The 26,756-nt window shown below is 36.4% G+C and carries 27 protein-coding genes; 15 read left to right on the top strand and 12 right to left on the bottom strand.

From position 1 onward, the window contains the following. Window positions 1–36 precede the first annotated feature (36 nt). Together AC3FI7_RS08685 and AC3FI7_RS08680 are read left to right on the top strand one after the other, a co-directional pair. Window positions 37–687, top strand: coding sequence for a uridine kinase family protein (locus AC3FI7_RS08685; protein ID WP_491461857.1), 651 nt, complete (start codon window positions 37–39; stop codon window positions 685–687). Next, window positions 684–2,093: an MFS transporter gene (locus AC3FI7_RS08680; protein ID WP_491461856.1), complete on the top strand. Its 1,410-nt coding sequence runs from the start codon at window positions 684–686 to the stop codon at window positions 2,091–2,093. Before AC3FI7_RS08685 ends, AC3FI7_RS08680 begins: the two co-directional genes overlap by 4 nt. A 261-nt stretch (window positions 2,094–2,354) precedes the next feature. On the opposite strand, the gene AC3FI7_RS08675 is transcribed toward AC3FI7_RS08680, so the two are convergent. From AC3FI7_RS08675 to AC3FI7_RS08620, 12 genes are all read right to left on the bottom strand, one after another. Beyond that, the gene (locus tag AC3FI7_RS08675) at window positions 2,355–2,702 is read right to left on the bottom strand and encodes a hypothetical protein (RefSeq protein ID WP_491461855.1); all 348 of its coding nucleotides are present in this window, start codon (window positions 2,700–2,702) and stop codon (window positions 2,355–2,357) included. Between the two features lie 84 nt (window positions 2,703–2,786). Then, window positions 2,787–3,110, bottom strand: coding sequence for a hypothetical protein (locus AC3FI7_RS08670; protein ID WP_491461854.1), 324 nt, complete (start codon window positions 3,108–3,110; stop codon window positions 2,787–2,789). A 131-nt stretch (window positions 3,111–3,241) separates the two neighbouring features. Further along, window positions 3,242–3,475 carry a hypothetical protein gene (locus tag AC3FI7_RS08665; protein WP_491461853.1) on the bottom strand — a complete coding sequence of 78 codons (234 nt, stop codon included), beginning with the start codon at window positions 3,473–3,475 and terminating at the stop codon, window positions 3,242–3,244. Between the two features lie 72 nt (window positions 3,476–3,547). Further along, complete coding sequence (locus AC3FI7_RS08660; protein WP_491461852.1) at window positions 3,548–3,775, bottom strand: hypothetical protein; 228 nt, start codon at window positions 3,773–3,775, stop codon at window positions 3,548–3,550. Between the two features lie 6 nt (window positions 3,776–3,781). Further along, window positions 3,782–4,057, bottom strand: a complete 276-nt coding sequence (locus AC3FI7_RS08655) for a hypothetical protein (RefSeq protein ID WP_491461851.1) — start codon at window positions 4,055–4,057, stop codon at window positions 3,782–3,784. A 469-nt stretch (window positions 4,058–4,526) separates the two neighbouring features. Continuing rightward, window positions 4,527–5,045 carry an HD domain-containing protein gene (locus tag AC3FI7_RS08650; protein ID WP_491461850.1) on the bottom strand — a complete coding sequence of 173 codons (519 nt, stop codon included), beginning with the start codon at window positions 5,043–5,045 and terminating at the stop codon, window positions 4,527–4,529. Further along, on the bottom strand, window positions 5,042–5,299 hold the full coding sequence (locus AC3FI7_RS08645; protein WP_491461849.1) for a hypothetical protein: 258 nt from the start codon (window positions 5,297–5,299) through the stop codon (window positions 5,042–5,044). The genes AC3FI7_RS08650 and AC3FI7_RS08645 overlap by 4 nt, the downstream gene beginning before the upstream one ends. Before the next feature lie 307 nt (window positions 5,300–5,606). Next, window positions 5,607–6,041: a hypothetical protein gene (locus tag AC3FI7_RS08640; protein ID WP_291896025.1), complete on the bottom strand. Its 435-nt coding sequence runs from the start codon at window positions 6,039–6,041 to the stop codon at window positions 5,607–5,609. Between the two features lie 10 nt (window positions 6,042–6,051). Continuing rightward, a complete protein-coding gene (locus tag AC3FI7_RS08635) occupies window positions 6,052–9,039 on the bottom strand; it encodes a peptidoglycan-binding domain-containing protein (protein ID WP_491461848.1) in 2,988 nt (995 codons plus the stop codon). A gap of 41 nt (window positions 9,040–9,080) precedes the next feature. Beyond that, the gene (locus AC3FI7_RS08630; RefSeq protein ID WP_491461847.1) at window positions 9,081–10,532 is read right to left on the bottom strand and encodes an ATP-binding protein; all 1,452 of its coding nucleotides are present in this window, start codon (window positions 10,530–10,532) and stop codon (window positions 9,081–9,083) included. 130 nt (window positions 10,533–10,662) lie between these two features. Continuing rightward, window positions 10,663–12,105 (bottom strand): contractile injection system tape measure protein, encoded by a 1,443-nt coding sequence (locus AC3FI7_RS08625; protein WP_491461846.1) that lies wholly within the window; start codon window positions 12,103–12,105, stop codon window positions 10,663–10,665. A 45-nt stretch (window positions 12,106–12,150) separates the two neighbouring features. Further along, entirely contained in the window at window positions 12,151–12,471 is a 321-nt protein-coding gene (locus AC3FI7_RS08620) for a hypothetical protein (protein ID WP_142724318.1), read from the bottom strand. Window positions 12,472–13,028: 557 nt separating this feature from the next. Here AC3FI7_RS08620 and AC3FI7_RS08615 point away from each other — a divergent pair. The 13 genes from AC3FI7_RS08615 (at window position 13,029) to AC3FI7_RS08555 (ending at window position 26,753) form a co-directional block, all read left to right on the top strand. Beyond that, window positions 13,029–13,613, top strand: coding sequence for a Pvc16 family protein (locus tag AC3FI7_RS08615; RefSeq protein ID WP_142724319.1), 585 nt, complete (start codon window positions 13,029–13,031; stop codon window positions 13,611–13,613). A 53-nt stretch (window positions 13,614–13,666) separates the two neighbouring features. After that, a complete protein-coding gene (locus AC3FI7_RS08610) occupies window positions 13,667–15,340 on the top strand; it encodes a phage tail sheath family protein (protein ID WP_142724320.1) in 1,674 nt (557 codons plus the stop codon). 77 nt (window positions 15,341–15,417) lie between these two features. Beyond that, window positions 15,418–17,139, top strand: coding sequence for a phage tail sheath family protein (locus tag AC3FI7_RS08605; protein ID WP_491461845.1), 1,722 nt, complete (start codon window positions 15,418–15,420; stop codon window positions 17,137–17,139). Between the two features lie 39 nt (window positions 17,140–17,178). Further along, on the top strand, window positions 17,179–17,610 hold the full coding sequence (locus AC3FI7_RS08600; protein WP_142724321.1) for a phage tail protein: 432 nt from the start codon (window positions 17,179–17,181) through the stop codon (window positions 17,608–17,610). 24 nt (window positions 17,611–17,634) lie between these two features. Beyond that, on the top strand, window positions 17,635–18,972 hold the full coding sequence (locus AC3FI7_RS08595; RefSeq protein ID WP_491461844.1) for a phage tail sheath family protein: 1,338 nt from the start codon (window positions 17,635–17,637) through the stop codon (window positions 18,970–18,972). Between the two features lie 39 nt (window positions 18,973–19,011). After that, window positions 19,012–19,443, top strand: coding sequence for a phage tail protein (locus tag AC3FI7_RS08590; RefSeq protein ID WP_142724321.1), 432 nt, complete (start codon window positions 19,012–19,014; stop codon window positions 19,441–19,443). 2 nt (window positions 19,444–19,445) lie between these two features. Further along, window positions 19,446–19,913, top strand: coding sequence for a phage tail protein (locus AC3FI7_RS08585; protein WP_142724323.1), 468 nt, complete (start codon window positions 19,446–19,448; stop codon window positions 19,911–19,913). Window positions 19,914–20,117: 204 nt separating this feature from the next. Next, the gene (locus AC3FI7_RS08580; protein ID WP_172617057.1) at window positions 20,118–20,279 is read left to right on the top strand and encodes a DUF5908 family protein; all 162 of its coding nucleotides are present in this window, start codon (window positions 20,118–20,120) and stop codon (window positions 20,277–20,279) included. Beyond that, on the top strand, window positions 20,279–21,013 hold the full coding sequence (locus AC3FI7_RS08575) for a CIS tube protein (RefSeq protein WP_142724324.1): 735 nt from the start codon (window positions 20,279–20,281) through the stop codon (window positions 21,011–21,013). Before AC3FI7_RS08580 ends, AC3FI7_RS08575 begins: the two co-directional genes overlap by 1 nt. A 1-nt stretch (window position 21,014) precedes the next feature. Continuing rightward, the gene (vgrG, locus tag AC3FI7_RS08570) at window positions 21,015–22,760 is read left to right on the top strand and encodes a type VI secretion system tip protein VgrG (protein ID WP_491461843.1); all 1,746 of its coding nucleotides are present in this window, start codon (window positions 21,015–21,017) and stop codon (window positions 22,758–22,760) included. Window positions 22,761–22,763: 3 nt separating this feature from the next. Then, complete coding sequence (locus AC3FI7_RS08565) at window positions 22,764–23,054, top strand: PAAR domain-containing protein (protein WP_228451240.1); 291 nt, start codon at window positions 22,764–22,766, stop codon at window positions 23,052–23,054. A 148-nt stretch (window positions 23,055–23,202) separates the two neighbouring features. Further along, on the top strand, window positions 23,203–23,613 hold the full coding sequence (locus AC3FI7_RS08560) for a GPW/gp25 family protein (RefSeq protein WP_142724326.1): 411 nt from the start codon (window positions 23,203–23,205) through the stop codon (window positions 23,611–23,613). Window positions 23,614–23,702: 89 nt separating this feature from the next. After that, the gene (locus AC3FI7_RS08555) at window positions 23,703–26,753 is read left to right on the top strand and encodes a baseplate J/gp47 family protein (RefSeq protein WP_343658981.1); all 3,051 of its coding nucleotides are present in this window, start codon (window positions 23,703–23,705) and stop codon (window positions 26,751–26,753) included. Window positions 26,754–26,756 lie beyond the last annotated feature (3 nt).

The raw sequence follows: 26,756 nt of genomic DNA, 5'->3' as shown, positions 1-26,756 counted from the left end.
CCGTTTTCAAAATAACCTGGCTCAAAAAATAAAAAAATGATTGGAGATATTATAGAATTGGAAGATAAACATCTGGCTACAGCCAAAGAGATCACAGAGATACTGAAAAAACATTTTTCGTTAGGCAAAGAAAGGAAAATAGCAATAGGAATTGCTGGAGAAAGTGGCAGCGGAAAATCGGTAACGGCTTTTGCCATTCAGAAAGTTCTGGAACAGGATCATCTTAAGAGTCTCGTTGTACAGATGGATGACTATTTTAAGCTTCCTCCGAGAACGAATCACGAAAACCGCATGCAGTCCCTCGATAATGTAGGTATCCATGAAGTTGATCTTAATACACTTTCCCGGAATATAATGGATTTTAAAAACGGAGTTCCGGAAATAGAAAAGCCTTTGGTGAACTATGGTAAAAACTCAGCCGGTCATGAAATAATAGAAACTTCTGAATACAATATTATTATTGTAGAAGGTACTTATGTCTTTGAAATTGAATCTTTTGATTTTAAAATTTTTATAGACAGGAATTATAAGGATACTTACAGGAACCGGATGAACCGTAACCGCGATGAGCAAAGTGATTTTATAGAAAAAGTACTGGAAATAGAGCATCAGATTATCAGAAATTTTAAAAATGATGCAGATCTTATATTGGGAAAAAACTATGAACTTGTAACCTCCAATTTATGAAAGTAAAAAGAATCATTCCCCATCTGAGCTTCTGGCAAATCTGGAATATGAATGTCGGTTTTTTTGGTATTCAGTACAGCTTTGGACTTCAGCAGACGGCAGTTAATCCTATTTATTCTTTTTTGGGAGCCCATGCCGAGCAGCTTCCTATTCTGAATCTTGCCGGGCCTATTACAGGATTATTGATACAGCCATTGATTGGGGCTATCAGTGATAAAACCTGGAGCCCTAAATGGGGACGCAGAAAACCATTCTTTTTGCTGGGTGCTTTATTTTGCAGTATCGCTTTATTTTTATTTCCCTTCAGTTCTACCATCTGGATGGCCGCAGGTTTGTTATGGATTTTGGATGCTGCCAATAATACAGCCATGGAACCTTACCGTGCATTCATTGGAGATAAACTTCCTGAAGATCAGCAGACTTTCGGATTTCAGATGCAGAGCCTGTTTGTGGGAGCAGGGATTACACTGGCCAATCTTTCACTGTTTGTTTTTCAAAAGTATCTGGGAGGAAATTCTGCGAACGGAGGTATTCCTGTGTGGGTTTATTATTCATTTTTCTTAGGGTCCTTCTGTTCTATTGCATCGGTAGCATGGTCTGTGTATAAAACGCCGGAGATCCCACCCACTGACGAGGAGCTTAAGGAGCTAAGAAAAGCTAAAGAAAGCAGTACGTTTTTTACCCCTTTTATAGAAATAATAATAGCCATCAGAGAAATGCCGAAAATTCTTTGGCAATTGGCATCGGTATATCTCTTCCAATGGTATGCCCTTTTTGTATACTGGCAGTTTATTACTCCAATGCTTAAATGGTCACTGTATGGAGTTTCCGAAGCCGATGACATGAAGGCCAGCCAATTTCTGGAAAACGCGAAAAGTGGAATATCCGTTGCAGTATCCGACCTGACATGGGCAAAAAGTGTGTTGCATCAGGTAGAAGTAGCAGTAGGGCAGACTGGACTTATGAATGGCTCTTATAATATTGTAACCATGTTTTGTGCGTTGCTCTTAGTTCCTTTTGCTAAAAAATTCAGCTCAAAAAACACCTATATTTTCTGTTTATTTCTTACAGGATTGGGAATAATGACGCTACCTTTTATCAAAAATGAATATGGTATTCTTATTCCGATGGTTGCGTTGGGAATCGGATGGGCTTCAATGATGGGACTGCCTTATTCCATTGTTTCCCCTTCTATTCCTCACAGTAAAAGAGGAATTTATATGGGAGTGATCAATATGATGATTGTTATTCCCATGTTGATCCAGACCCTGTCGTTTGGTTTTATTTTTAATAATTTTTTAGGGGCTGATCCCTCATCTGCAATTGTTTTGGCCGGAGTGTTGTTTTTGGCGGCGGGAGGCTGTGTGTTTTTTATGAAACCGGGCCGGCATGTAAATGATGAGTAAAACTATAGAAATGGATCTCTTAATGCATTGAAATGTTCTTTGTATTACCTTTGCTTTTAGCATGAATACCCGGAATAAAAAGAAAAGATCTGAAATCAGGAAAATATGATAAAACCACAACTTATTGGGTTGTGGTTTTTATATTATTTGTGTTGCAGGGTACTTAAGCTATTTTTAATCAAAATTTTATTCAATTGGAGAAAGCTTCAGTATAAAGGTCTTTGGGTATATTGTTTTTAATTTCTGCTCAACAGTTATTTGTTAGCCCATGTAATGATCAATCCCTTCTAAAAATAGCATATATCTGCCGGGCTGAAATTCCCCATAGGAAAACAGATAGATGCTATCATTATTTTTTACATAATGAATTTCTAATCCCTCTTCAGATAAATATGTTTCAATAAAATTATTCCTTAGATTAAAATGGCATTCACTGATAATGGCGTCAAAACTTTCATCATCTATTTCTTTTTTTAAATCTCTTAGCGGACTGTTGTAAAAATCAATTAATCTGATTTTCTGATTTTCAATTTCAAAAACTTCTTTCAGGCATTCTTGTTCATCGCCATCAAATAATTTTTGTCTGGTTATTTCGTTTTTTTTGATCATATTTAATTTGTTATAAGTTTAATATACCCTCAATGATAAACTCTTTTTTAAAGATTTATCTGTATATTTTTGATATGCATTAATTTATTCTTCAATCATAGTCGGATATAATGATATTCCCCAGACTATGTCTTTTAACATATTGGCATAATCTGTATTGGCTTCCTCTGCTAAGAAATTTTTTGCTATCATTACTGCCATTGGATATTTTTGATAAGCCTCTTCTTTTGTATAAATTTCATTATTGTCAATTACTGTTTTTTTTATATCCAGTAATTGATTATAAAAAGAGATGTTCAATGAAGTATCTGGAGACTGTTCATATTCTTCTTTTGCCTGTAATAAGGCTTTTTCAACTATTTCACGATAATATTTTTTCGTTAGCTTGTCTTCTAAATCTGTATACATTTATCTATTTTAAAGTTAAACTTAAAAGATAACTTTTATATTTTACCTAGGAAAGATAATTAAATGTAAAACCACAACTATTGTGTTGTGGTTTTATAGGATATTTTTTTGTTAAAGTTGATATACTATTCTTATCTCCATGAATTCATTTTGTAATTTGAAAAGTTAATTTTCATATCCTCTATCCTGTCTTCAAGAGCTTTAATCCCTGTCTTCAAATACATTACTTTTTCAGATTCATCCAGAATATAAATGATATCAAATCCTGGGCTGGGATTGGGAATAGGAACAGATAATTCAATATTGCTGTCTTCTTCAAAAACATAATATTCCCAATCTTTCTTTTCTAATAGTTTCTTATTCATTTTAATTTTTTTACATAAAAAATGAGGCTATTCATTGTAAAGATAGCCTCTTTAGAATTTATTTATAAAGTACTATTCATTTTTTCTCCTTGGAACAGGATCTCCTGTTTTTGGATCGATAGTATATTTTTTTTGAAAACTTTCAATAGTTTCAGACTCTCGGGTTAAGGGATTTACACCGTATTTTATGATATAGCTTGTAACCGTATCAGGTTCGCCTACATTGCCCATAAAACCAGGTGTTGCTGCATCATATTGATCCCACCATTCTTCTCCTTTTCTTTTTTCCTCGTCAGACATTAAAGCTTACCTTTTGGCTTCCTCTTCTCGTATTTTGTATTCAAATCGTGCAATTTGACCTTTATGGTCCTCTGAAATCAAATCAAATATAGCATCCCGAACTTCTCCTTCTTTTTGATAGACCATTATTTTTTCTAATAATATATCATCAAGAGTTTCGGGTAAATTTTTAAAATCAACATAAGGTAGCCTGATATTTCTATCTTCTCTGTACTTTTTAGCCTCTTCAGATTTTTTGAAACTAATGTACTGTTCTTGCTGATGTAGCTTGAGAATATTCAAAAATAGAGTTATTTAAATCTTCGATATTTAGTAATTCTTTTAAATTAAATTTAGGCAATTCATCTTTAAAGGGGTAAAATCGTATATGGCAAAAATCATATTTATTTAGTTTAATGGTTTTACTAATTCTTTATATTTATTGGCTACTCATCCCTCAGCTACTGCACAAATCTTTTCGTATGGCTTAATATTATAAATCAAATATTTTAAAAACAAAAATATGATTAAAAATGCTTTAAAAATATCCATATAAATGAAAGTAAAAGCCACACAATGCAATCGTGTGGCCGTGAGTAGAATTAAAGTTTGACTTAAATATCAGTTTACTTCCGCATAAATTTAGAATGATAAATAAAAGAATGCATACATATACGATATATTGTCTCCTTTTATATATTTACCAATAGCCATTATCTAGCATTTGTATGGTAGAAATTATAAATGTTATTTTATTAAGGATGAAAATCTCTTATAGCAATTTTTTTAAGTAGATTAAGAGAGAATTTGCTAATTCTGTGTTCATTTTAGACGATACTATTTGTTGAAATTTGGGCTGTTCTTTTTGATACATATCATATAGTTTCTTATTATTTTGTATCAAACAAAACTCTACATTAGCTATTCTGTCAGCTAATTTTACAACGATACTAATTTGATTATGAATAAGTTTATTATACATATTGTCTTTTCTTTCTTCTCTGTTTTTACCATCTCCATCAGTTAAAGAATACACAATTTCAGTAATTTTTTTTCCAAATCTTTTTTCTAACTCCTCAATTGAAACTGTAGTATCTTCTAATATATCATGAAGCCATGCACTTATCAGGATATCAGTGTTTTCTTGATTTGTCGGAAGAATAGAAAATCTCATTAATACACTTACTACATTGCCTAAATGAATTTCATAAGGGTATATTCCATAAAGTTGACCATTGTGTTTTTCTATTGCAAATTTTCTAGCATTATACAGCTGGTCTTTATAATTCATCTTATTTCTTTATCTATTATTTTCATGATCTCTTTTGCCCGTATTTCATCTACAAATTCTCCCGGTGTTGGATCCGGATAATAACTCAATGCAGCTTTTTCGCTATGCCATTCTCTATTATAGTATTCTTCTCCCTGCAATCCTGCATCTTTATACATTACCGCTCTTAGTAATGAATAGTTTTCCTTATTATTGATCTTTTCTATTTCAAAGTGATAGTATAAAATCTTTTCTATTGTATCTTTTTTATTCATTTTCAAGTAAATTTATATTTTTTGGTGTTTTTATTTTTTGAATTTCCTGAATTGTATTTTTGACGATCTGCATCTCTCTGATATCCGCTACATTTGTTTCTTTGTTACTGATAATGATGTTATTCAGTTTCTTTGGTCTAATATACATTTTTTGGCAAGTGAAATAGATTGACTAAATAGTTGTTGGTGATTTATTTTTAATAATCGAAATCAATAACCCTAATGGAAGTTACGTGCATTGACGGTAAAATAAAAACCACAACTTCTTGTGTTGTGGTTTATTGTTATTTGCGTTTGCTAAAATTAGTTAGATTTGATCTAATATGTTCACAGGAATATAATCCGTTGGATTTCCATATTTTCCGAGCCAAGTTTTATCTGGTAAGTAAGTTTCTACTTCAATATAGTCAAATATACTGATGTATTCTTTTTTATCGAAATCAATGAAAAATGTAATTACAGAATATTCTTCTGTGAAATTTTCAATAATACTTTTTACGTCTGATATAGAAATTTGATCTTCAGAAATAGACGTAAAAAAGAGATTTATTTTATCATCGGTTACATTTAGAGCCCCATTTCTAAAATTTTGACGAGAAATATCTTGTAATATTGATGGACTGTATTTTTCATAATTTAAAATCCACCATGCAATTGGCATTAAATAAAATTGATATTTATTCTTATGTTTTATACAACCTAGTATATAATTTTCATCTAATCTTTGTTTTATACTTTTCATACAATTTAATTTATGGTTGTTCAATTTTCCAACTTCCTTTGATAGCTTGTTCTTCTATTTTTTTTATATATTCTTTGGGTAAACCAAATGCTCCTGTGGATTTTGTGGGATCTGAAATCTGTGGTTTTGTAGGATGCGCTTTACCTAAGTCTTGAGCTACTGCAGTTTCTCTAATTTCTTTTGCTAATGATTCCGGTATTTCAAAAGAAACTATTTTTACACCCAAATCTTTCCCACCTCGTTTTTCATAAAAATAAACTTGATGCGATCTATCATCTAATGTTACATATAGCATATTATCTCCATTTATTTTTACATTTCCACTTTCATCTAACCTTATTCTATGTTGGCTAGCATTCGGTTTTTTACCCCCTTGCGTTCTATAAACTGTTGCATTTTTTTCTTCAAGCTCAATCAAAAGCTTTTCTTCACTTTCAATATCAAAATCTATATTACGAGTCGTTGTACCCTTATTATCTTCCAGCAAACTTTTCACCTTAGTAAGATCATTATCTGCCATTGCTTTTTCAAGTTCGATAGCCAGCTTGTCATCTTTGGCTAGGGTTTTTGCCTTCTCAAAAACATTTTTCGCTGCTATCAGCTCTTCTGGATTTAATCCTGTTTCACTTACTATTTTGGCTAGTTTGAGCTCAGCTATAAAACTATCAAATGTAACAATTCCTTTTCGAATGGCAAACACAGCTCTGGCTAATAATTCACCTGTCTCTATTAGGAATGGTATTGTTACATAAGTAAGTTTTTTTGCCTGTCTAAAACCATGTAATACTTCATCCTTTTGAGTTTTTATTTTAGTTTGTTTAGCAACATTTTGCTGTACTTTGCTTTCAAGTGCTTCAACTCTGGCCAAATCATTTTCCAGGGCTTTTATCACTTGTTCCCGAACTGCAGGAGCTAAGTTTGCCTCAGTAAGAAGTTTTCTGGTTTCCGTAATATCTTTTGATACTTCAAATGCTCTGCCTGCATTCACCAATTTAGCCGATATTTTTGCAACAGCAGCAGCATCTAAAACTGAACCTACAACAGAAATAATAACCCAAACAGCACTTGGCTCATCATTAGAAATATTTACTTTATAAGCAGCAAGCTGGGTGCGGTATGATTCTATTTCTTCATAAGTTAAATAACTGCTTAAAGCAAAATTTCCTGCGGCTAATAATACGGCTACCGTTCCCGTACCAAAAGAAAGTAATCCTAATGCAACAGCTAAAACACCTATCAGTAAACCTTCTATGAGATGTCTGGTGCTCTCCTGGTCTTCTTTATCATTTATTATTAAATCAAAAATGCTGTCTTTGGCTATTCCCTGTTGCTCTTTTGATTTTTGAAGCAGGCTTGAAAAACCATAAATAGAAAGTCCTTGATCTGATTGTAATTTTGCAATGATTTTTGTTATATTTTCTTCCTGATCGTTGATGTAATTCTCCAGAAAATCGTGAAGCTCCTGTCTCGTTTCTACATTGGCAAAACCTTCTTTATTAAAACCATTATCTTCAACGAGTGGAGTTACAGATGATAATTCTTTGATTGCTGTATTACCCTCTGCTCTTTTACTCCTGGCAAGTGCCTCCATTTTATTTTTGAAATCCCTCTCTTCAGGAGTCGGTTTTTCGATGATGATTGGTGTGTCGGCATTATTGGCTACTTCATAACTTTCTTTGGCTTTAGAGGCTTTTATTTTTTCTAATAAATTTTTTATGAAAGTGTCATTGAGTAATTTCTTTTTTTGTTCGAAGAGAACATGTCTGTACTTTATCAAAGAATCTTCTGCAATGTGAACAGTTTCTTTACGGAAAGAAAGCTCGTAATCTATAATTGTTTTTTTGAATGAGTCCAGAGTAAATCCATTTATTTCAAGCAAAACCAGTAATTCTTCTAATTGCTTATTTAAAGCATTTTCGAAAAGTGCCTTGTTAGGATCGTTTCGTTCGTAAGGGGTGCTTTCGTGACTATGCTTAAATTTAATATAGCTTGTATATTTTTTGTATAAAGTTTCTAGTCCTGCTAATCGATTTTGTAATTTTTCTCGATTATCTTTTTCTTTATTTCGGTCATTTCTATTTTTAATATATTCTTTAAGAGATTCTTCGATCGCATTCAAACTATTTGTTTCCTGTGAAACTTTACTCTTATAATCCGCCAGATCTTCCTCTGATAATTGTTTTAATAAATCAAGGATACGCGTATTTTGAATATAATCGGCAGTACTTGCTGCATCCCTGATAAATTGCTTTTTATCTGGTGATAATGCCTGTGTCTCTTGTTCTATATTATTTTCTTTTGCAGATATTCTATAGTTTACAGTTCCTCCTTTGGCAACTTTTTCTTGAACATATTCATTCGTAAATGCTGGTTTCCAGACCAGATGACGGGTAAGGTGCATCTTAAATTCTGCAAAGTGGTTGAGATCTTCATCTGTCTGAATCAATTTACCATTAAACTTTTGATTTTTCGCGATAATAATGGTATAAGTAATCGAGTCATCATCTTTGGTATTATTGGTTTTAGGGTTTTCAAATGTTGCGGATAAAGCAATATTTTCATTATCCTTTTTAGTTTTTTGAACATTAAGTTTCGCAAGCTTTCTGTCCATTTTCAACAAAGTTTCTTTATCAAAAATTCCAGAAGCTGTAATGCCATTATTGCTTTGAAAATTGATGAGAGCAATCCTTGTTTTATCACCAAAATAAGCTTTGTTTTCTGATACTTTATGCCCTAATTTATCAAGTGCATTATTAAGTACTGTTACATGTGGTCCTTTATCAAACAACTGAATGACAGATCCGTCTTTTTCTACTTTACGGAATGCTCTGTTTTTAAAAGGATCATAGGTTATTTGGGTAACTTCTGTTTTGGCAAGGGATACTTTACTGTCCTGATCACTGATCTGTTCGTGTTTTTTTTCATCCTCTTTATGATCATTCATTTGCGCCTCAGACCTGTTGGTCCTTGGCGCAAATGTTTTTTTATGTCTGCTCATGTTGCTGGTTATTAGATTCGTTATTATGCTGTTTTAGGAACTTATTCTGACTTTTGTATGAAGGGGCTGATGCGGGACTGGTTTTTTCCGAAAGCCTTTTCGTTTTCTATCATTAAATAAGTGCTCAGCAGCGAATGGGTAATCATAGTTTCATTACGCTCATGCAAGGCCATCGTAATGTTTTTCATAATGTTGCGGATATTGGCTCCGGTGTAAGAATATTCTTTGGCTAAGTGTTTTAAAAGTTCATCACTTTCAAAGGTTATATTATGAGGTAAATAATGCTCCCAAAGCGATTTTCTGGTGTTTTCTGTCGGCCGGATTACATTTACAGATACGTCTATACGACGTTTGAAAGCATCATCCATATTGTTTTCAAAATTGGAAGCCAGTACTGTTAATCCGTCAAATTTTTCAATCCGCTGTAATAAATAAGACACTTCCTGGTTGGCATAACGGTCATGGGCGTCTTTTACATCAGAACGCTTTCCAAACAAAGCATCGGCTTCGTCAAAAAACAACATACAGTTTTTGCTCTGCAGCCTGTTGAATAACACTTCAAGATTTTTCTCTGTTTCACCAATATATTTGCTGACCACCTGTGAAAGATCCACATGATACATATCGATACCAAATGTATTGGCAAGGATACCTGCCAACATTGTTTTTCCTGTTCCCGGCGCACCATAGAATAAAGCTATAAAGCCCGGTTTAAAGCTGTGTCCCTTGGTTTGGAAAAAACCGTTTTCCAATGCTTTTATATAATGTCCGATGGGTTTTATCTGTTCTCTGACGTGATCTTCTAAAATGATGTCATCCATGGTGAGGTCAGATTTGTAAAGCCTTCCCGGGAAGTAAGAGCCGTGGTCTAACTGCGGTTTTTGCCCGGATAGAAAATAATTCAAATAAGCGGTATCCAGTTCAATTTTTCCATGAATAAATTCTGCTGAAGAACGGTTGTAAATAATGTCGTTTTGTAGCAGTATACTGCCATTGATCAGCTGGGCACTATATCGTGACCACAATGTTAAATCTTTACCGGCAAGTAAAAAAAGAGCTGTTTGGAAAGTTGGCTTAAAACTGCGGTTGACTTTGTTATATTCCCCGCCTGCTTCAATAGCAAATGCATTACTGCTTTCTTCTATTTGTACAAATGTTTTCAGTATGGATGGATAATGGGCAGAAGCAATGCCCAGAGCCAGAATTACCCTTTCTATGGTGGTAAGGCTGTATGAGTTTACCGTAATAGCGTAGGGGGATTCGTTATCAAATTCCGGAGGGGAAGGTATTTCATAAGCATTCAATTCCATCTCATCTTCTAAAAATAACTCTTTGCATCGTGTTTCAATGAGCGATTGCAGCCATTTCATTTCTTTATTTAGAGATTCATGACGTATTTCGCTGACCTGAAATACGGGATTAGCTACTTTTATTTTTTCATTAACTTTTGTTTTTATCAATGATTTTTGTTCATGGTTAATTAGAGATTCCATAGGTTTATTTTGAGTTGATGTTATTGAAAAGATTAAGGAAGGAGAGGGGCTTCAGAAATATTTTCCTTGCCGTGGGAAACAGATCTGCAGAAAATTTTGTATCGTAAAAATCAATCAGTAAAAAAGAGTTTTACCAGTTTACCAATATGAATTTTTTGTGCCAGGGCAGCTTAACAAGACCGATTCCCCAGGAAAGTTTATCAAGCAGAATATCCTGTGCCTTTCGTTCTACTGTAAGGGTATAATCATAGTCGGTCATAACCAGTTTCCCTGGCCGTTGAAAAAATTCGTTTTGTAGCAGTGCTACAGATGACTTTCGCATGGGATTCCAGTTATGCTGAACACTTTCTATTACATTCTTAGCCTCTGCTTTATGTTTTCGGGAGAGCTTAATATGTCTGTTAATGGCTTGGTTTGCCGGAATATTACACAGGAATTTTTCGAAGACCATATCATATTCCGGGGCATTTGTTTTTCCGGTAGCAATATAATGCAACAGATGGGCACCTGTTTCAGGATCAATGAGATCCTGGGTTTTGGGATCCAGAAGACCACAATGTTCAAAGAGGGTCCTGATGAAGGGATGTATCAGTATAAGTCCTGCATTTTGAATATACTGGCCATTATCCTGACTTAAATCTGCGTGGGTTATTTCATTTTTATGATGAGTTGTTTCTGCCAATGATGGTCCGTTTTCAGAAGTATGTATTATTTTATTTTTCAGACGCTCAGGAATTTTTTTTTCTTTAATAAAAGGGAATATCTGGGTTATTACTTGCCAATTTTGGCTACTGCTTTTTCCCTGTACTAAGGCCGCCTGTTCTATTTTTGATATTTGCTCAAAAAGATATCCCTGAATGTTTTTATTTGATCGATGCACATATTCTGATACCATATTGAGAACCAAACGCCATACGATAGCTCTGTCAGTTGGGTTTAGTTTTGACAGATGGCGTATTATTTCAGCACTTAAGTCTAATTTTAGTTCTTTATTTTTTAATGCTGCCAGGCATAACTGTGCAATCTGTTCGTTTGAAAACTGATTGATGATTCGATCCTGAACACTTTTCTTTACCAGAATAGGAGCGATATCCCTTTGGAAATGGTCTGTTGAAATAAGACTGTCAAATACTGGTGAGTCTAAAAAAGCAATACCTTTTCTCACGGGGTTCCACCATGGCATGCATCCGTTTTCTAAAAAATAAATAAAAGCCTGAAATATTTTTTCCTGATTGTTGATCAGATACGCTTTTGGATCACTTTCTGTTTTTTCATTTATGCTGATAGCAGGATCTGTGATTTCTGACAGTTCTTCGCTAAAAAGCTGTACAATTTTATCTTTCAATTCAGCGTTTAAAGAGCTGTTTTTTACATCCAGATTCAGCTCTAACCGGAGGATTTGAAGCGTATGGCCAGCTAACTTATACTCTAAAGTATTGATATACTTTTCTATTTCCGGAAAAACATCAATAGACAGAAAGCTGTTAATATCATCTTTTATACTAAAAGCCTTTTCTTTATTGTTGACTGTAATTTCGACAAAAACTTTCTGAATGATATGTTCTTCTTTCACATTTAATAGGTTTTAGTTATACAATATGGGATTGCTGATACGGTATTATTTCCGGTCAAACTCTCCACCCCAAAAGCCGGCAGGGCAAAGGCTTAGCTTTGATCTTTGTTTTGCACTCAATCTGCATCCGCAGCCTCTGATAAATCCATCTTTAGGAGAATCTGCAACCTCAAGTGTTTCAGGATTCATCCATTTCATAGCGTTACAGTTGTTTCCGTTTTTTAAAGGACACTGATTGCAGATTTCCTCTCTTAAAGAAAAAATAGCTTCTTCATTTTGATCAGCGACACCCAGTTTTGCACGTAATTCGTTGAAATGGCCACCAATGATTTCATTGCGTTTGCCAAAAAGTTTTTTGATGTTCATATGATTAAAGTTTTAAAATTATTGGGTCAAAATTAGAGGAAGAAAAATCATCCTGCTAATTATGAGGCTGCTGCATTCTGTCTTTGCAGTAAAAAGGAAAAATCATGTCTTAAGTTCTCAGGTTGGAAATTTTTAGATACTGACAGATATAAAAGATAATTCTAAATCGGAAAACTATAAGCCTGAGAAGAATTTGTGTTTTGATGTTGGAGATGGAACAAAGGATTTTACAGTACCTCATCTGGAGAAGACCAGCCATCGGAAGCATGCAGGTTTTGCTCCTTTATAAAAGTTGAAAAGGATGAGAAAATAGTGACAGAATTGGAGTAGAATAACAAGCTCAGATTTGGCCGCTGTTAGGTGATGAAATTCTTTGTTCAAAATTGATGTGTTTTTTAATGAGTTTTTAATTGTCTGCTTATCAGTGTTATGCAGTTGTTTTTTTTATAAGGAGTAAAATTCTATTTACTGCAAAGACAGGTTTGAGGCCCCAAAATATTTGTCTTTTGAAGAGGTCTGATTGTATGTTTGCATCATAATAATTAAGAACAGAAATTATGATTGATAAAGTATTAACCGTTTTAAAAGACCAGCTGAATGCTACGGATGGTTTATGGGATCCGAATGTTCCTAACGAAATCGATATCGCTGTTGTTGGGGACATCGCAAAACATGAGGACGAAACCTCAGGCCTTGATAATAAGGTGGTGATTACCCTTCTGAGCGTTGAGGAAGAATCAACATTAAAGAACAGATCCAGGTACGAAAAAGTAATCGTAGACAACAACCCAACCCGATATGACAGAGAAAGCCCGCCAGCTTACTTAAACTTATATGTAATGGTGGCTGCTAACAGGAGTATGTATGCCAGGGCTTTACTGAACATCTCAAAAGTTATCGAAATATTTCAGAAAAAAAATGTACTGGAATATGTTGATACGGATCCAAATAAAAATTTCAGGTTCAGAATCGAGCTGCATTCTGTTCCCTTTGAACAGCTAAGTTACATCTGGGGACTGCTGGGCGGAAAGGTAATGCCTTCTGTCTTATATAAAATCAGTGTGATAAAAATTGTGGCCAAAGATGTAGTTCCTGTTGAACTGATTAATGAGGTAAATATACAAAGTATCAAAGTTGATTAATCAACAGCAAAAATAAAACAAAAACTAATAACCTTTAACTTAAATTTTAAAACATGTTGAATTCAACAGCACCAGGTGTTTCAGTGGAAGAAATATCCAGACTCCCTTATTCAGTGGCATTAGTAGAAACCGCTATACCTGCATTTATCGGGTATACCGAATTGACTCCTGTAGACTATGACAAGCCGCTAAAAATCAGTTCTCTTCTTGAATATGAGCAGTATTTTGGACATGCAAAAAAAGAAAGTCTCCAGCTCAGAGATATACAAGGAAAGGGAGTAACGGTTGTAACCCCTCAGGTACAGTTTTTAATGTACTATGCTCTTCAGATGTATTTTGCCAATGGCGGTGGCCCATGTTATATTATTTCTGCCGGGAAATATTCTTCAGGGGGAACAGTACAGCTGTCTTTACTGGAAACGGCATTAAATATGATCGATGCTATAAAAGAACCCACACTTATTATTCTCCCTGATGCCATCTCATTATCCAGGGAAGCTGATTTTTATACGCTTTACAAGAAGGTCATTGTAAAAGCGAAAGATGAGACAAAAAATAGGTTTGCTATCCTGGATACTTATTACGGAAATACTACAATCATATCAAACGGAAGTAACACCATTGAATCTTTTAGAAGAGAAATAGACTCAACAAGCCATGCTGCTGTTTATTTTCCTTATGTGAAAACTATTTTGAATTATACTTTTGACGAGAAGGCTATTATTGAACACAAAGGTTTACAGGATGGGCAGGTAAATAGTGGAAGCTTCTACGGTAGAGAAGCTGATGCTTTGCGAGAGTTAAAAAGACTGGCCAGTGACGAAATATTATTTGCTTCAGCAAATGTTGCAGTACTTGCTGATCTATTGGCCCAGGCTGTAGCAATTGTAGAAGAAATTAATGAGACTGCTGATCAAAAAGTAGATCTTACCGAGCCTTTTGCTATCATAGAAGCTATATACAATGGAACCATTGACAGTGTTGATATACACTTCCTGGATGAGTTTGATGAATTAATTGATGGAGTATCAGCGGCAAAAGACCTTTTGGGAAATGCAAACGGCAGCACTTTGGAAAGCTTACAGACCTCCGATTCTTTACTGTACAGTCAGATTAAGGACGCCATAAAATCTTTAAAGGTTATTTTACCGCCATCATCTGTAATGGCAGGAGTATACGGGAGAATAGACAGTATAAGAGGGATTTGGAAAGCGCCTGCAAACGTAAGCCTTAATTATGTTATGGCACCAACAGAGAAAATTTCAGATCAGGAACATTCGGGTTTAAATATAGATATCTCAGGCAAATCAATCAATGCTATCAGAAGTTTTACAGGAAAAGGGACCTTGGTCTGGGGTGCAAGAACGCTTGATGGAAGAGACAAGATAGGAACTGAAGATAATGTATGGAAATATGTGCATGTGCGCCGTTATTATGATATGATTGAGCAGTCAATCAATACAGCCCTTCAAACATTTATTGATGAGCTTGCCATTCCTTCTACTTATTTGAGGGCAAAAACAATGTTGGAAAATTTCCTGAATCAACAGTGGATCGAAGGTGCATTGGCAGGAAACACACCAAAAGAAGCTTATAGAGTAGAGGTTGATGGTACTAAAGATGAAGTTACCGGTCATCATATTCTGAATGCAAAGATCGAAATAGCGTTGGTACGTCCTGCAGAATTTATTATCCTGAAATTTTCGCACCAATTACAACAATCATAAACAACTGTCAATCACGGATAAATATTCGAAGTTTTATTTCGAGATATAATTAATATTAATTTAAAATTTTTTAACAAATGAATTACAAAACCCCTGGAGTCTATGTGGAGGAACTGGAGAAATTTCCGCCTTCCGTAGCGCAAGTTGAAACTGCTATTCCTGCTTTTATCGGGTATACCGAAGTAGGAGAGCAACACAAACCAACGAGAATCTCTTCTATGTTGGAGTACGAAGCTCTTTTTGGAAAAGCAAACCCTGAAACTTTTGCTGTAGCTTTCAAAGACGGTGTTGCCACTGCAACGCAGCCTAAAGTAAGCGATTACAAAATGTATTATGCGATGCAAATGTATTTTGCAAATGGCGGAGGGCCTTGCTATATCGTGGCAGTAGGAAACTATACAGATCCTGTACTTGTAGAATCTGCTACATCGGATAAAACTTTATTAAAGGGTCTTGAATTGCTGAAAAAAGAAGACGAACCTACGCTTATTGTATTTCCGGATCTTCAAGGTTTAGTGGCTACTGCTGCTGAAGTTGCTGCTGCAGATGCTGCTCTTCAGGCTACCATGGATAACAGGAATGCAGCTATTGCTGCTGAAGCTGCTGCTAAAGCAGTTTCAAACGCTGTTGATGGCGCTAGTGTAACTGCTGCTGTTGACGCCGCCGCTGCTGTTGCTGATGATTATGAAATTAATGATCCTGGTAATCTTGCCGAAGTTGCTGCTGCTCAGGCTGCTCAGGCTGTTGTAAACGCTGCCAGAGCTGCAGCTGCCGTTACAAATCCTAGTGTTGCCGCCGTTAAGGCTGCTGCCAAAGCTGTTGCAGATGCTTATACTGCAGATCTTACAACTACCAACACCATTTCTGGTTTTGCTTCTCAAAATGCCGATAATGTTTCTGACGCTAACATAGCTTCTGCTATTACCGAGGCTTACTCTGCATATAATACTGCTTTGGATTTGGCAGAATCGATGAAAGACAGATTCGTTATTATGGATGTATTGGGTGATGATGTTATTTTCAGAAAAGAAGTAACGGCCAAAGGGTTAAAATATGGAGCTGCTTATCATCCAAAATTAAAAACAGTTTTGAGTTATAATTATAAGGAAGCGGATGTTTTGATTACCGGTGCATCGGGTATTGCAACCTTAGCAGCGTTGAAATCAACAAATTCTGATTTTTATAACCAGGCTAAAAAGGCTATTGAATCTAAAAAAGTCGTATTGGGTCCATCATCTTCAATGGCAGGAGTTTACGCCAAAGTAGACAGCACTTCAGGAGTATGGAAATCACCGGCTAACTTAGGACTGAACTTCGTGGAAGCCCCAGCAGAAAAAATTTCTGATAAACAGCAGGATGCGCTTAACGTAGATACAACAGCCGGGAAATCCATCAATGTGATCAGAACGTTCACAGGAAAAGGAACATTGGTTTGGGGAGCAAGAACACTGGACGGAAACAGCAACGAATGGAGATATGTTTCGGTACGCCGTTTCTTCAACATGGTGGAAGAGTCTGTGAAAAAAGCGACAGAACGTTTCGTTTTCGAACCGAATACGGCTAATACATGGATTCGCGTACAGACAATGATTGAAAATTTCCTTAACCAGCAGTGGCAGGATGGAGCTTTGGCAGGAAGCAAGCCTGAAGAAGCATATTATGTAAGTGTAGGATTAAACAAAACAATGTCTGCCCAGGATATTCTGGAAGGAAGAATGATCGTTGAGATCGGTATGGCTGCTGTACGTCCTGCTGAATTTATTGTGTTGCGTTTTTCTCACAAACTACAGGAAGCTTAGAAAAATTTAAAGTAAATAACAAAAAAATATAAAATAATTATGAGTACATATCCATTAGTAAAGTTTGCCTTTGAAGTAGATTGGGGGGGAACAAAAGTAGGTTTTCAGGAAGTATCGGGCTTAAATATTGAAGCTGGTCTTATTGAATACAGACATGGCGCGAGTCCGGATTTCAGCAAAATCAAAATGCCGGGCCTGAGGGTTTTCAACAACATCACTTTAAAGAGAGGAACTTTCAAACAAGATAACGAGTTTTTCGAATGGTTCCAGTCGATTCAGCTGAATACGGTGGAAAGAAGATCTATTACGATTTCTCTTCTGGATGAAAACGGAGAGCCTGCCGTAACCTGGAAAGTGAAAAATGCGTTTCCGCTTAAATTGCAGTCAACAGATTTGAAAGCTGAAGGTAACGAGGTTGCTATTGAAACTCTGGAACTTGCACACGAAGGATTAACTATTGAAAATAACTAATTATTAATTTAAAAATTTAAAAAAATGAATTACAAAACACCTGGAGTCTACGTAGAGGAACTGGCAAAATTTCCACCATCTGTAGCACAAGTAGAAACGGCTATTCCAGCTTTTATCGGATATACTGAAAAAGGGCCAAAAAATGAACCGACAAGAATCTCTTCTTTGTTGGAATACGAAACGCTTTTCGGAGGAGCAAAAAATGAAAGCTTCACATTTACTGTAGTTGAAACAACAACAACTCCGCCTATTAAGCCTAGAACTGTTACGGCGAATTTGACACCTAGCCCTTTCAAAATGTACTATGCTTTGCAAATGTACTTTGCAAACGGTGGCGGACCTTGTTATATTGTTTCTGTAGCAGCAGACTATCCATCCACAGGAGTGAAATTAGCTGATTTGACAGCAGGTCTTAAGACTCTGGAAAAAGAAGATGAGCCGACTCTTATTGTTTTCCCGGATGCTGAAGGATTAGCTTCAGAAAATGATGCTTATCAATTGTATAATTTAGCTTTAGATCAGGCAGAAGATTTGAAAGACAGATTTGTTATTATGGACGTTCTTGGAAATGTTTCTGCATTCAGAACTGCGGGTCCTAGTTCTGGTCCAAGCGGTGAGCGTCTAAAATATGGAGCTGCTTATTATCCAAAATTAGAAACTGTTTTAACTTATGGATATGATTCAAAAGTTGTTGAGGTTTCGGGTGAAACTTTAGAGTATTGGAAAACTAAAGATTCAGAATTGTACAACCTGGCCAAGGCTGCAATCGAGTCTAAAAAAGTAGTAATGGCTCCATCATCTTCAATGGCAGGAGTTTACGCCAAAGTAGACAGCACTTCAGGAGTATTTAAAGCACCGGCTAATATTGGACTTAATTATGTGGTAGCACCTACCGTTAAAATTTCTCATGAAGATCAGGAAAATCTTAACGTAGATGCAACAGCCGGGAAATCCATCAATGCGATCAGAACATTCACAGGAAAAGGAACATTGGTTTGGGGAGCAAGAACACTGGATGGAAACAGCAACGAATGGAGATATGTTTCAGTACGCCGTTTCTTCAACATGGTGGAAGAGTCTGTGAAAAAAGCGACAGAACGTTTCGTTTTCGAACCGAATACAGCTAATACATGGGTTCGCGTGCAGACAATGATTGAAAATTTCCTTAACCAGCAGTGGCAGGATGGAGCTTTGGCAGGAAGCAAGCCTGAAGAAGCATATTATGTAAGTGTAGGATTAAACAAAACAATGTCTGCCCAGGATATTCTGGAAGGAAGAATGATCGTTGAGATTGGTATGGCTGCTGTACGTCCTGCTGAATTTATTGTGTTGCGTTTTTCTCACAAACTACAGGAAGCTTAGAAAAATTTAAAGTAAATAACAAAAAAATATAAAATAATTATGAGTACATATCCATTAGTAAAGTTTGCCTTTGAAGTAGATTGGGGGGGAACAAAAGTAGGTTTTCAGGAAGTATCGGGCTTAAATATTGAAGCTGGTCTTATTGAATACAGACATGGCGCGAGTCCGGATTTCAGCAAAATCAAAATGCCAGGCTTGAGGGTTTTCAACAACATCACTTTAAAGAGAGGAACTTTCAAACAAGATAACGAGTTTTTCGAATGGTTCCAGTCGATTCAGCTGAATACGGTGGAAAGAAGATCTATTACGATTTCTCTTCTGGATGAAAACGGAGAGCCTGCCGTAACCTGGAAAGTGAAAAATGCGTTTCCGCTTAAATTGCAGTCAACAGATTTGAAAGCTGAAGGTAACGAGGTTGCTATTGAAACTCTGGAACTTGCACACGAAGGATTAACTATTGAAAATAACTAATCATGGCTCTTTTATATCCTCCAACCAGTTTCTCTTTTATTGTTAACGGGATTTCAACAACAGAGGGTATTGACTCCAGATTTCAGTCTGTATCTGGTTTATCAACAGAAATTGCAACTGAAGAATATGCCGAAGGAGGCGAAAACAGATTTCTTCATCAGCTTCCTTTGAGGCCAAAATATCCGAATTTAGTTCTTAAACGCGGATTAATTGTAAGTTCCGGACTGATAAGCTGGTGCAGAAACGCTATGGAAAACTTCGAGTTTGAACCCAGGGATCTCCTGGTGACCCTTTCCGGAGGGCTGCAGTCTACGGCACCTTTAATGGTTTGGAACGTAGTCGGAGCATATCCCGTAAAATGGGAAGTATCGGAATTCAACGCAGAAGAAAGCAAACTTGCTATTGAAACAATAGAGCTGAAATACAGATATTTCACAATACCCTCATCGTTAGCAAGCTTAGGCTTGTAATTTCTAAATTAAATCTAAGCACCTGAAAGTGTTTTAGTCTAAAGATAACTTTTAGCAAAATAATTTTTTCACATAAAAAACAACAGATTGGTCTATCACAAGGCTGAACAGACTCTTCATGTGCTTGGATTTTTTTTAAATAAATATTTTAAATCATTGGTTGTTAGTGTTTTGAATATTAATGATCGATTAAAAACAAACGAAATGCCAATAGAAATAAAAGAGCTTCACATTAAAATCAATGTGGACGAGAAAACAGCAACGACCACTTCTGCAGCTTCTGTAGATGAAGCACAAATTATGCGGGCAGTCAGCGAAAGTGTAGAACAGGCAGTAAAGATAGAACAACGTAAAAAAGAAAGATAATGGGAGGAGAAATAAAAAAAATAACAATAGGAACCTATGAAGATTCTACATACGGAAGAAGGATTAGCAGTAGTGCTTTTGTGGCTCTCATTAATCCCACAGGTTTTTCTTTTACACGTAAAAATGAATATAATACGAAACTGGAACCTGGAGCAAGTGAAGCTGATCCCAAATATATCAATGCATCTCCTCAATCCCTACAATTGGAATTTTTATTTGATGGTACAGGAGTTACAAAGGCCAACCCAGGTAATAAACTTATAAATAAGATAAAGGAAGGTTTAGGAAAAAGAAACCCTTTCAGCAAAAAAGCGGTAGAAGATCAGTTGGCAGAATTTTATGTAGCTACTGGAAATTATAATGGGTCTATTCATAAACCATATAATGTTATCATTATTTGGGGTGAATTTGAATTCAAAGGCGTTCTGACTGAATTTACAATAGACTATAAATTGTTTAATAATGATGGAACCCCTCTCAGAGCCATAGGAAAAGCAACATTTGCAGGAGCTGTTAGTAAAGAACTTGCAGCAAGAACTGTAAAAACCTCTTCTCCGGATCTTACCCATAAAAGAACAGTACAGGATGGAGATACATTACCATTGATGACGGAAAGAATTTATGGAGACTCCAAATATTATCTTGAAGTAGCCAGAATCAATGGCCTTATCAGTTTCAGACAGTTAACACCAGGGCAGGAGCTATTCTTTCCGCCATTAGAAAAAACATCATAACATGAACAATAGCGGATACATACAAACAGCAAAAAACCCGGATCTTATCACCTATAAGGTAATGTCCGGAGGTTCAGAATTGCCCGGCAGGTATGGTGTGAAAAGCATTGTCGTGGAAAAAGAGGTAAACAGAATTCCTTATGCCCACATTGTTATTTTAGACGGAAGTGTACCGGAACAGGATTTTAAGCTAAGTAACGAAGACCTGCTGATTCCCGGAAAAGAAATTGAAATTACCGCAGGATACCATTCCAAAGAAGAAACCATTTTTAAAGGGGTTGTGGTAAAGCATAACATCAAAATCAGGAATGGAGATTCTTACCTGATTGTTGAATGCAGAGATAAGGCTGTAAAAATGACCTTAGGAAGAAACAGCAAATATTTCTACGACAGTAAAGACAGTGATATCATCGAAGAACTGATAAATAACAGCGGTGCAACTGCCGATGTAGAAGCAACAGCTAATACCCACAAGGAACTGATACAGTACCGGGCTTCTGACTGGGATTTTATGCTGACCAGAGCGCAGGCCAACGGTAAGCTTTGTTTTGTTGAAGATGGAACCATCAAAGTTGCCAAACCTGATTTTAGTGGGGAAACTGTAGAAACAGTGGTTTATGGATCATCTGTACACGAATTTGACGGAGAAATTGATGCAAGGGATCAGTTCAATAAAATTACAGCCAAAACATGGAGCTACACAGATCAGGAACTGACAGAAGTAGAAGCGCAGGACCCGGCCATCCGTCTCAATGGAAATCTTTCATCAGGTGATCTGGCAGGTGTCTTTGGTATTGAAGATCTGCAGCTGAAGCATGGCGGGAATCTTACTCAGGATGAACTTCAGGAATGGGGAGATGCCAAAGCTACTTTTCAGCAGTTGGCAAAAACCAGAGGAAGAGTGAAATTTCAGGGAATTCCCTCTGTAAAGCCAGGGGTTACATTAACACTGCAGGGAGTAGGCAACCGGTTTAACGGAAAAATATACGTAACAGGTGTCCGCCATGAAATTGCTGATGGAAACTGGCTGGTTGATGCTCAGTTCGGACTTTCGCCAACATGGTTTTCTGAAACCTATGATGTAAATGAAATGCCTGGTTCGGGAATTATTCCTGCCATAAGCGGACTGCAGGTAGGGGTAGTATCACAGCTGGAATCTGATCCGGATGGAGAAGATAGAATCCTGGTACAGATACCTATCATTAATAATGAAGAGGAAGGAATCTGGTCACGAATAGCCACCCTTGATGCAGGTGAAAACAGAGGCTCATTTTTCAGACCGGAAATCGGAGACGAGGTCATCATCGGATTCATTAATGACGATCCCAATGACGCCGTAGTGCTGGGAATGTTAAACAGCAGTGCAAAGCCGGCTCCCATAGTAGCTTCTGATGATAACAATGAAAAAGGATTTGTAACCCGAAGCGAAATGAAAATGATCTTTAATGATGAAAAAATCTCTTATACCCTTGAAACACCAAAAGGTAAAAAAGTGATTGTAGATGAAGATGCCGATGTCATTAAAATACAGGATGAGCATTCTAATACATTAACTCTTAATAAAGATGGTATTAGCATGGAAAGTGGAAAAGACATCAAAATCAAGGCAAAAGGTGATATCAGCATGGAAGGAACCAATATCAGCGTAAAAGCGAGTGCCCAGCTAAAAGCAGAAGGAAGTTCAGGTTCTGAACTTAAATCAGGCGCAGTAACAGTCGTAAAAGGATCTCAAGTTAAAATCAATTAAATCATGAAACCGGCAGCAAGAATTACAGATATGCATACATGCCCTATGGTGACGGGAAATGTTCCCCATGTAGGAGGCCCTATAATCCCGGCAGGCGAGCCTACAGTGCTCATCGGCGGGATGCCCGCAGCAAGGGTTGGTGACAAAGCAGTATGTACAGGGCCGATAGATACTGTCGCATCGGGATCTTCAAGTGTTTTGATAGGCGGGAAACCCGCTGCAAGAATGGGAGATTCTACCGCCCATGGAGGAGTAATAACCGCGGGTGAGGCCACTGTCCTGATAGGAGGATAAAGAAGAATAGACTGATATGAATCATCATCTGCTCTATCAATATTATCCGGCCAAATTAAAATGTTAAACATCCATAACAAAGAGTTGAAACAACTGAATTCTATGTTACAGATGCAGGATGTTACAATTAAATATAAACCAATAACGTATGAAAATAAATACAGATTTTTTAGGAATAGGCTGGAGCTTCCCGCCTGAGTTTAATGAGGCTGAAGGAAAGCTGGCCATGACCACCGATGTGGAAGACATCAATAACAGCCTTATTATTTTGTTGTCAACACGTCCGGGAGAACGTGTCATGTTCCCGAACTATGGATGTGACCTGCAGGAAATGCTTTTTAAACCTCTGGATTTAACACTGATCACCCAAATGAAAGGGATCATTGAGCGGGCCATTTTATATCATGAACCCAGGATAAACATTCTGAATATTGATATTGATACTCAGGATGAACTTCAGGGTGAAGTTCTGATCCAAATTGACTACGAAGTAAGAAATACTAATACAAGAAGCAATATTGTTTTTCCTTTTTATAAAGGGGAAGCTACTGAAATATAATGAATTACGGGATGTCTGTAGCCATTTTGAATACTACCAAACATTACATGAAGTATTGCATCTGACCATAGAAAGATAAATATAAACAAATGAAAAAAACAGATACATTTTCACATTATCGTGAAGGAAAATCACAAATGCAGCGCTTTTTAGCAGAACTAGATCCTGGTAATCTTGAATTACACGATTTCGATCTGTTTGACTGGCTATTGTTCGCAAACAATTTTGCTCAGCGTGTAAACTATTTTGAAAAAGATGATAATACAACACCAAAAGGAAATTGGGGAAACTTCTTCCTGGGTGATGATACCAATGCCATCCCACGCAGGGAAAGCGTTGAGTATAAAAGTATGAAAAAACAGGTTACAGATCTGATGTCCCAGTTTGAACAGGACAGTAATCTGACTCCGCACCTGACATTATTTGTCTGCTTTTTAAAACTATTGGATTTCTCAAAAAAAGCTTTTAATAATCTGACAAAAAGACATTTGGATTTCTATTATAACGAGATCCTTCAGATTGAAAAAAATGAAGCTAAAGCAGATAAAGCCTACGTCATTTTTGAATTGGCAAAAAAAGCGCTTCAGGAAAGAATTCCAGGTGGTACATTGCTGGATGGAGGGAAAGATGCGAATGGAAAGAAGAGAGTTTACAAAACAGGCGAAGAGCTTATCGCTAATCAGGCAAAAGTGGTTCAGATAAAAAGCTTTTTAAACGATGTTGAAAAAAGAGAGCTGAAGATGGCTCCGGTAGCCAACTCTGCTGACGGTCTTGGAGATACATTGCCAGAAGAAAGCAGCTACTGGTGGCCGTTCGGATATAATTCTGATGAAACCGTTTCGGAGAAATCTGCCTATAAAAAGCTTCCGACAGCTAAACTGGGCTTTTCCATTGCATCATCTTTATTTGATTTGAAAGAAGGGGAACGAACGGTCACACTCCGAATAGATTTCGATAAAAATTCAACGCAAAAATTACAGAATATTTCAAAAGCGGATATTGCAAATAATATCAAAGTGCTTTGCAGTGGGGAAAAGGAATGGCTTTCAGGTATTGTTTTAAAATGCACCAATAATGAGGAAGATCAGTTGGAACTTTCTTTTACATTATCCAAAGATTTTCCTGCCGTTGTACAATATAACCAAGAAGTGCTGTCAGAAACATTCCAGACCAGTTATCCGGTGGTAAGGCTGATGATCGAAGGAAAGAAATACTACGATATCTACGAGGCACTTTCAGAAAAACTGGTGAAAAATATAGCCGTAACTGTTGATGTAAAAGGGATAAAGTCAGTTCAGATAGAAAATGACAACAATACTTTAAATTCAGAAAAGCCATATTATCCATTCACTGCACAGCCCGTTAAAGGATCTAATTTTTATATCAAATGTCCTGAAATGTTCTCCAAAAAATGGAAAGAGGCAGACATTACGATCAACTGGAAGAATACCCCCAATTCCATACAGGAATTATACAGCGGATATGTCATTAAGCCTAATCAGAATATTAGTTTAAAAGAGTTCGAAGCTTCTGAAAACCCATCTGTTGTAAGAGGTGATGATTACTTTAAAGCAGATACTGCACTCCTGGAAAAAGAAGTATGGTACAATAAAGCCCAGGATATTGACTTATTTAAAAAAGTAGACGGTGTTTATAAAACCCGGTTTTCTGTTAATAATTTAAGTAATGAATCGGGCACCAGTGAGGCGATCAGGTTGACGCTGAAACAGTCTGCACTGCAGGATGTATATCCTAAATTATATACATTGGCATTATCCAGTAATCCGACAGCTAAAAAGCTCATTCCCAACGAGCCTTATATCCCTTTTGCAGAAGATATAGAACTGAACTACAGAGCAAGTGAATCTATATACTCATACCTAAATGAAGAATCCATAGGTGAAGCGTCTAAAAACAACGGAGTACAGCTGTATCATGAAGATGCATTTGGGCAGTATGAAAAAGAGACTGACACCAGAAGCATTGTCCCTGTACATAAGGGCGGGGGTGAATTATACATCGGGCTGGAAGCAACGCCGGAAACCACTGTTTCACTACTGATCCAGATGTTGGAAGGAAGTGAAAATCCTTTGGTTGAGACCTTCGGGGAAAAAGAATTTATAGAATGGCACATCCTTTCAGATAATACATGGAGGAGCCTTTCGAATCATATGCTGAAAAATGAAACCAGAAAGTTTCTGGAATCAGGAATTGTAAAATTCAAAATTTCTAAAGATATCAGCAACAGCCATACCATGCTTCCTGATGGATTAATCTGGATCAGAGCCCAATCTCAAAGAAGTTATGATGCCGTATGTAAAATACAGGGAATATATACCCAGGCTGTTTTAGCTACATTCCAGAATCAGGACAATGATCTGGATCATCTGAATAACGGATTGAAAGCTAAAACAATCTCCAAACTGATCACGAGAGTTCCTCAGGTGAAATCGGTTAGCCAGCCTTACAATTCATTCGATGGCAAATATAAAGAAGCGGATGTAGAATTTTACAGACGTGTGAGTGAACGGCTGAGACATAAACACAGAGCCATCACACAATGGGATTACGAACAGTTGGTATTACAGGAATTTCCGGAAGTCTTTAAGGTAAAATGTTTAAACCATACTTCTGAATCTTCATATATGGCTCCCGGCCATGTCACTCTGATGGTGGTACCGAATATTAAAAATAAAAATGCCTTTGATATCTATCAGCCTAGAGTTAGCAGAGCCAGTCTGAATAAAATTCAGAATTATGTCAATGAATTAAATACCATGCATGTAAAAGCTCAGGTGGTGAACCCCAATTACAAAGAAGCAAAAGTAGATACGAAAGTTAAGTTTTTTCAGCAGTATGACGAAACATTCTATATCAAACAATTAGATGAAGATATTAAAAAATATATATCCCCCTGGGCATTTACAGACTCTAAAGATATTGACTTTAATGTGGAGCTGAATATTAATCATTTAATCAACTACCTGGAACAGCTGTATTATGTGGATTACATCGATGAAGTCAAAATTTTGGTGAATGATGTAATACAGAGAAAGTCATTAATCGAAGTGGATCCAAAATCAATTTTGGTCTCTGCCAAGCAGCACAAGATAACTATTACGGAACAAGTATGTATTTAATAA

This window comes from Chryseobacterium sp. TQ-BC-N36 (assembly GCF_058382295.1).
This window is presented reverse-complemented; position numbering and strand designations above follow the sequence as displayed.

Excerpts from the sequence above, each read along its gene's own strand:
- AC3FI7_RS08670 (WP_491461854.1), bottom strand. The coding sequence starts at position 3,110 with ATGTATACAGATTTAGAAGACAAGCTAACGAAAAAATATTATCGTGAA.
- AC3FI7_RS08600 (WP_142724321.1), top strand. The coding sequence starts at position 17,179 with ATGAGTACATATCCATTAGTAAAGTTTGCCTTTGAAGTAGATTGGGGG.
- AC3FI7_RS08665 (WP_491461853.1), bottom strand. The coding sequence starts at position 3,475 with ATGAATAAGAAACTATTAGAAAAGAAAGATTGGGAATATTATGTTTTT.
- AC3FI7_RS08605 (WP_491461845.1), top strand. The coding sequence starts at position 15,418 with ATGAATTACAAAACCCCTGGAGTCTATGTGGAGGAACTGGAGAAATTT.
- AC3FI7_RS08640 (WP_291896025.1), bottom strand. The coding sequence starts at position 6,041 with ATGAAAAGTATAAAACAAAGATTAGATGAAAATTATATACTAGGTTGT.
- AC3FI7_RS08680 (WP_491461856.1), top strand. The coding sequence starts at position 684 with ATGAAAGTAAAAAGAATCATTCCCCATCTGAGCTTCTGGCAAATCTGG.
- AC3FI7_RS08585 (WP_142724323.1), top strand. The coding sequence starts at position 19,446 with ATGGCTCTTTTATATCCTCCAACCAGTTTCTCTTTTATTGTTAACGGG.
- AC3FI7_RS08650 (WP_491461850.1), bottom strand. The coding sequence starts at position 5,045 with ATGAATTATAAAGACCAGCTGTATAATGCTAGAAAATTTGCAATAGAA.
- AC3FI7_RS08565 (WP_228451240.1), top strand. The coding sequence starts at position 22,764 with ATGAAACCGGCAGCAAGAATTACAGATATGCATACATGCCCTATGGTG.
- AC3FI7_RS08610 (WP_142724320.1), top strand. The coding sequence starts at position 13,667 with ATGTTGAATTCAACAGCACCAGGTGTTTCAGTGGAAGAAATATCCAGA.
- vgrG (WP_491461843.1), top strand. The coding sequence starts at position 21,015 with ATGAACAATAGCGGATACATACAAACAGCAAAAAACCCGGATCTTATC.
- AC3FI7_RS08685 (WP_491461857.1), top strand. The coding sequence starts at position 37 with ATGATTGGAGATATTATAGAATTGGAAGATAAACATCTGGCTACAGCC.
- AC3FI7_RS08660 (WP_491461852.1), bottom strand. The coding sequence starts at position 3,775 with ATGTCTGACGAGGAAAAAAGAAAAGGAGAAGAATGGTGGGATCAATAT.
- AC3FI7_RS08630 (WP_491461847.1), bottom strand. The coding sequence starts at position 10,532 with ATGGAATCTCTAATTAACCATGAACAAAAATCATTGATAAAAACAAAA.
- AC3FI7_RS08580 (WP_172617057.1), top strand. The coding sequence starts at position 20,118 with ATGCCAATAGAAATAAAAGAGCTTCACATTAAAATCAATGTGGACGAG.
- AC3FI7_RS08635 (WP_491461848.1), bottom strand. The coding sequence starts at position 9,039 with ATGAGCAGACATAAAAAAACATTTGCGCCAAGGACCAACAGGTCTGAG.
- AC3FI7_RS08595 (WP_491461844.1), top strand. The coding sequence starts at position 17,635 with ATGAATTACAAAACACCTGGAGTCTACGTAGAGGAACTGGCAAAATTT.
- AC3FI7_RS08615 (WP_142724319.1), top strand. The coding sequence starts at position 13,029 with ATGATTGATAAAGTATTAACCGTTTTAAAAGACCAGCTGAATGCTACG.
- AC3FI7_RS08645 (WP_491461849.1), bottom strand. The coding sequence starts at position 5,299 with ATGAATAAAAAAGATACAATAGAAAAGATTTTATACTATCACTTTGAA.
- AC3FI7_RS08590 (WP_142724321.1), top strand. The coding sequence starts at position 19,012 with ATGAGTACATATCCATTAGTAAAGTTTGCCTTTGAAGTAGATTGGGGG.
- AC3FI7_RS08560 (WP_142724326.1), top strand. The coding sequence starts at position 23,203 with ATGAAAATAAATACAGATTTTTTAGGAATAGGCTGGAGCTTCCCGCCT.
- AC3FI7_RS08555 (WP_343658981.1), top strand. The coding sequence starts at position 23,703 with ATGAAAAAAACAGATACATTTTCACATTATCGTGAAGGAAAATCACAA.
- AC3FI7_RS08620 (WP_142724318.1), bottom strand. The coding sequence starts at position 12,471 with ATGAACATCAAAAAACTTTTTGGCAAACGCAATGAAATCATTGGTGGC.
- AC3FI7_RS08675 (WP_491461855.1), bottom strand. The coding sequence starts at position 2,702 with ATGATCAAAAAAAACGAAATAACCAGACAAAAATTATTTGATGGCGAT.
- AC3FI7_RS08575 (WP_142724324.1), top strand. The coding sequence starts at position 20,279 with ATGGGAGGAGAAATAAAAAAAATAACAATAGGAACCTATGAAGATTCT.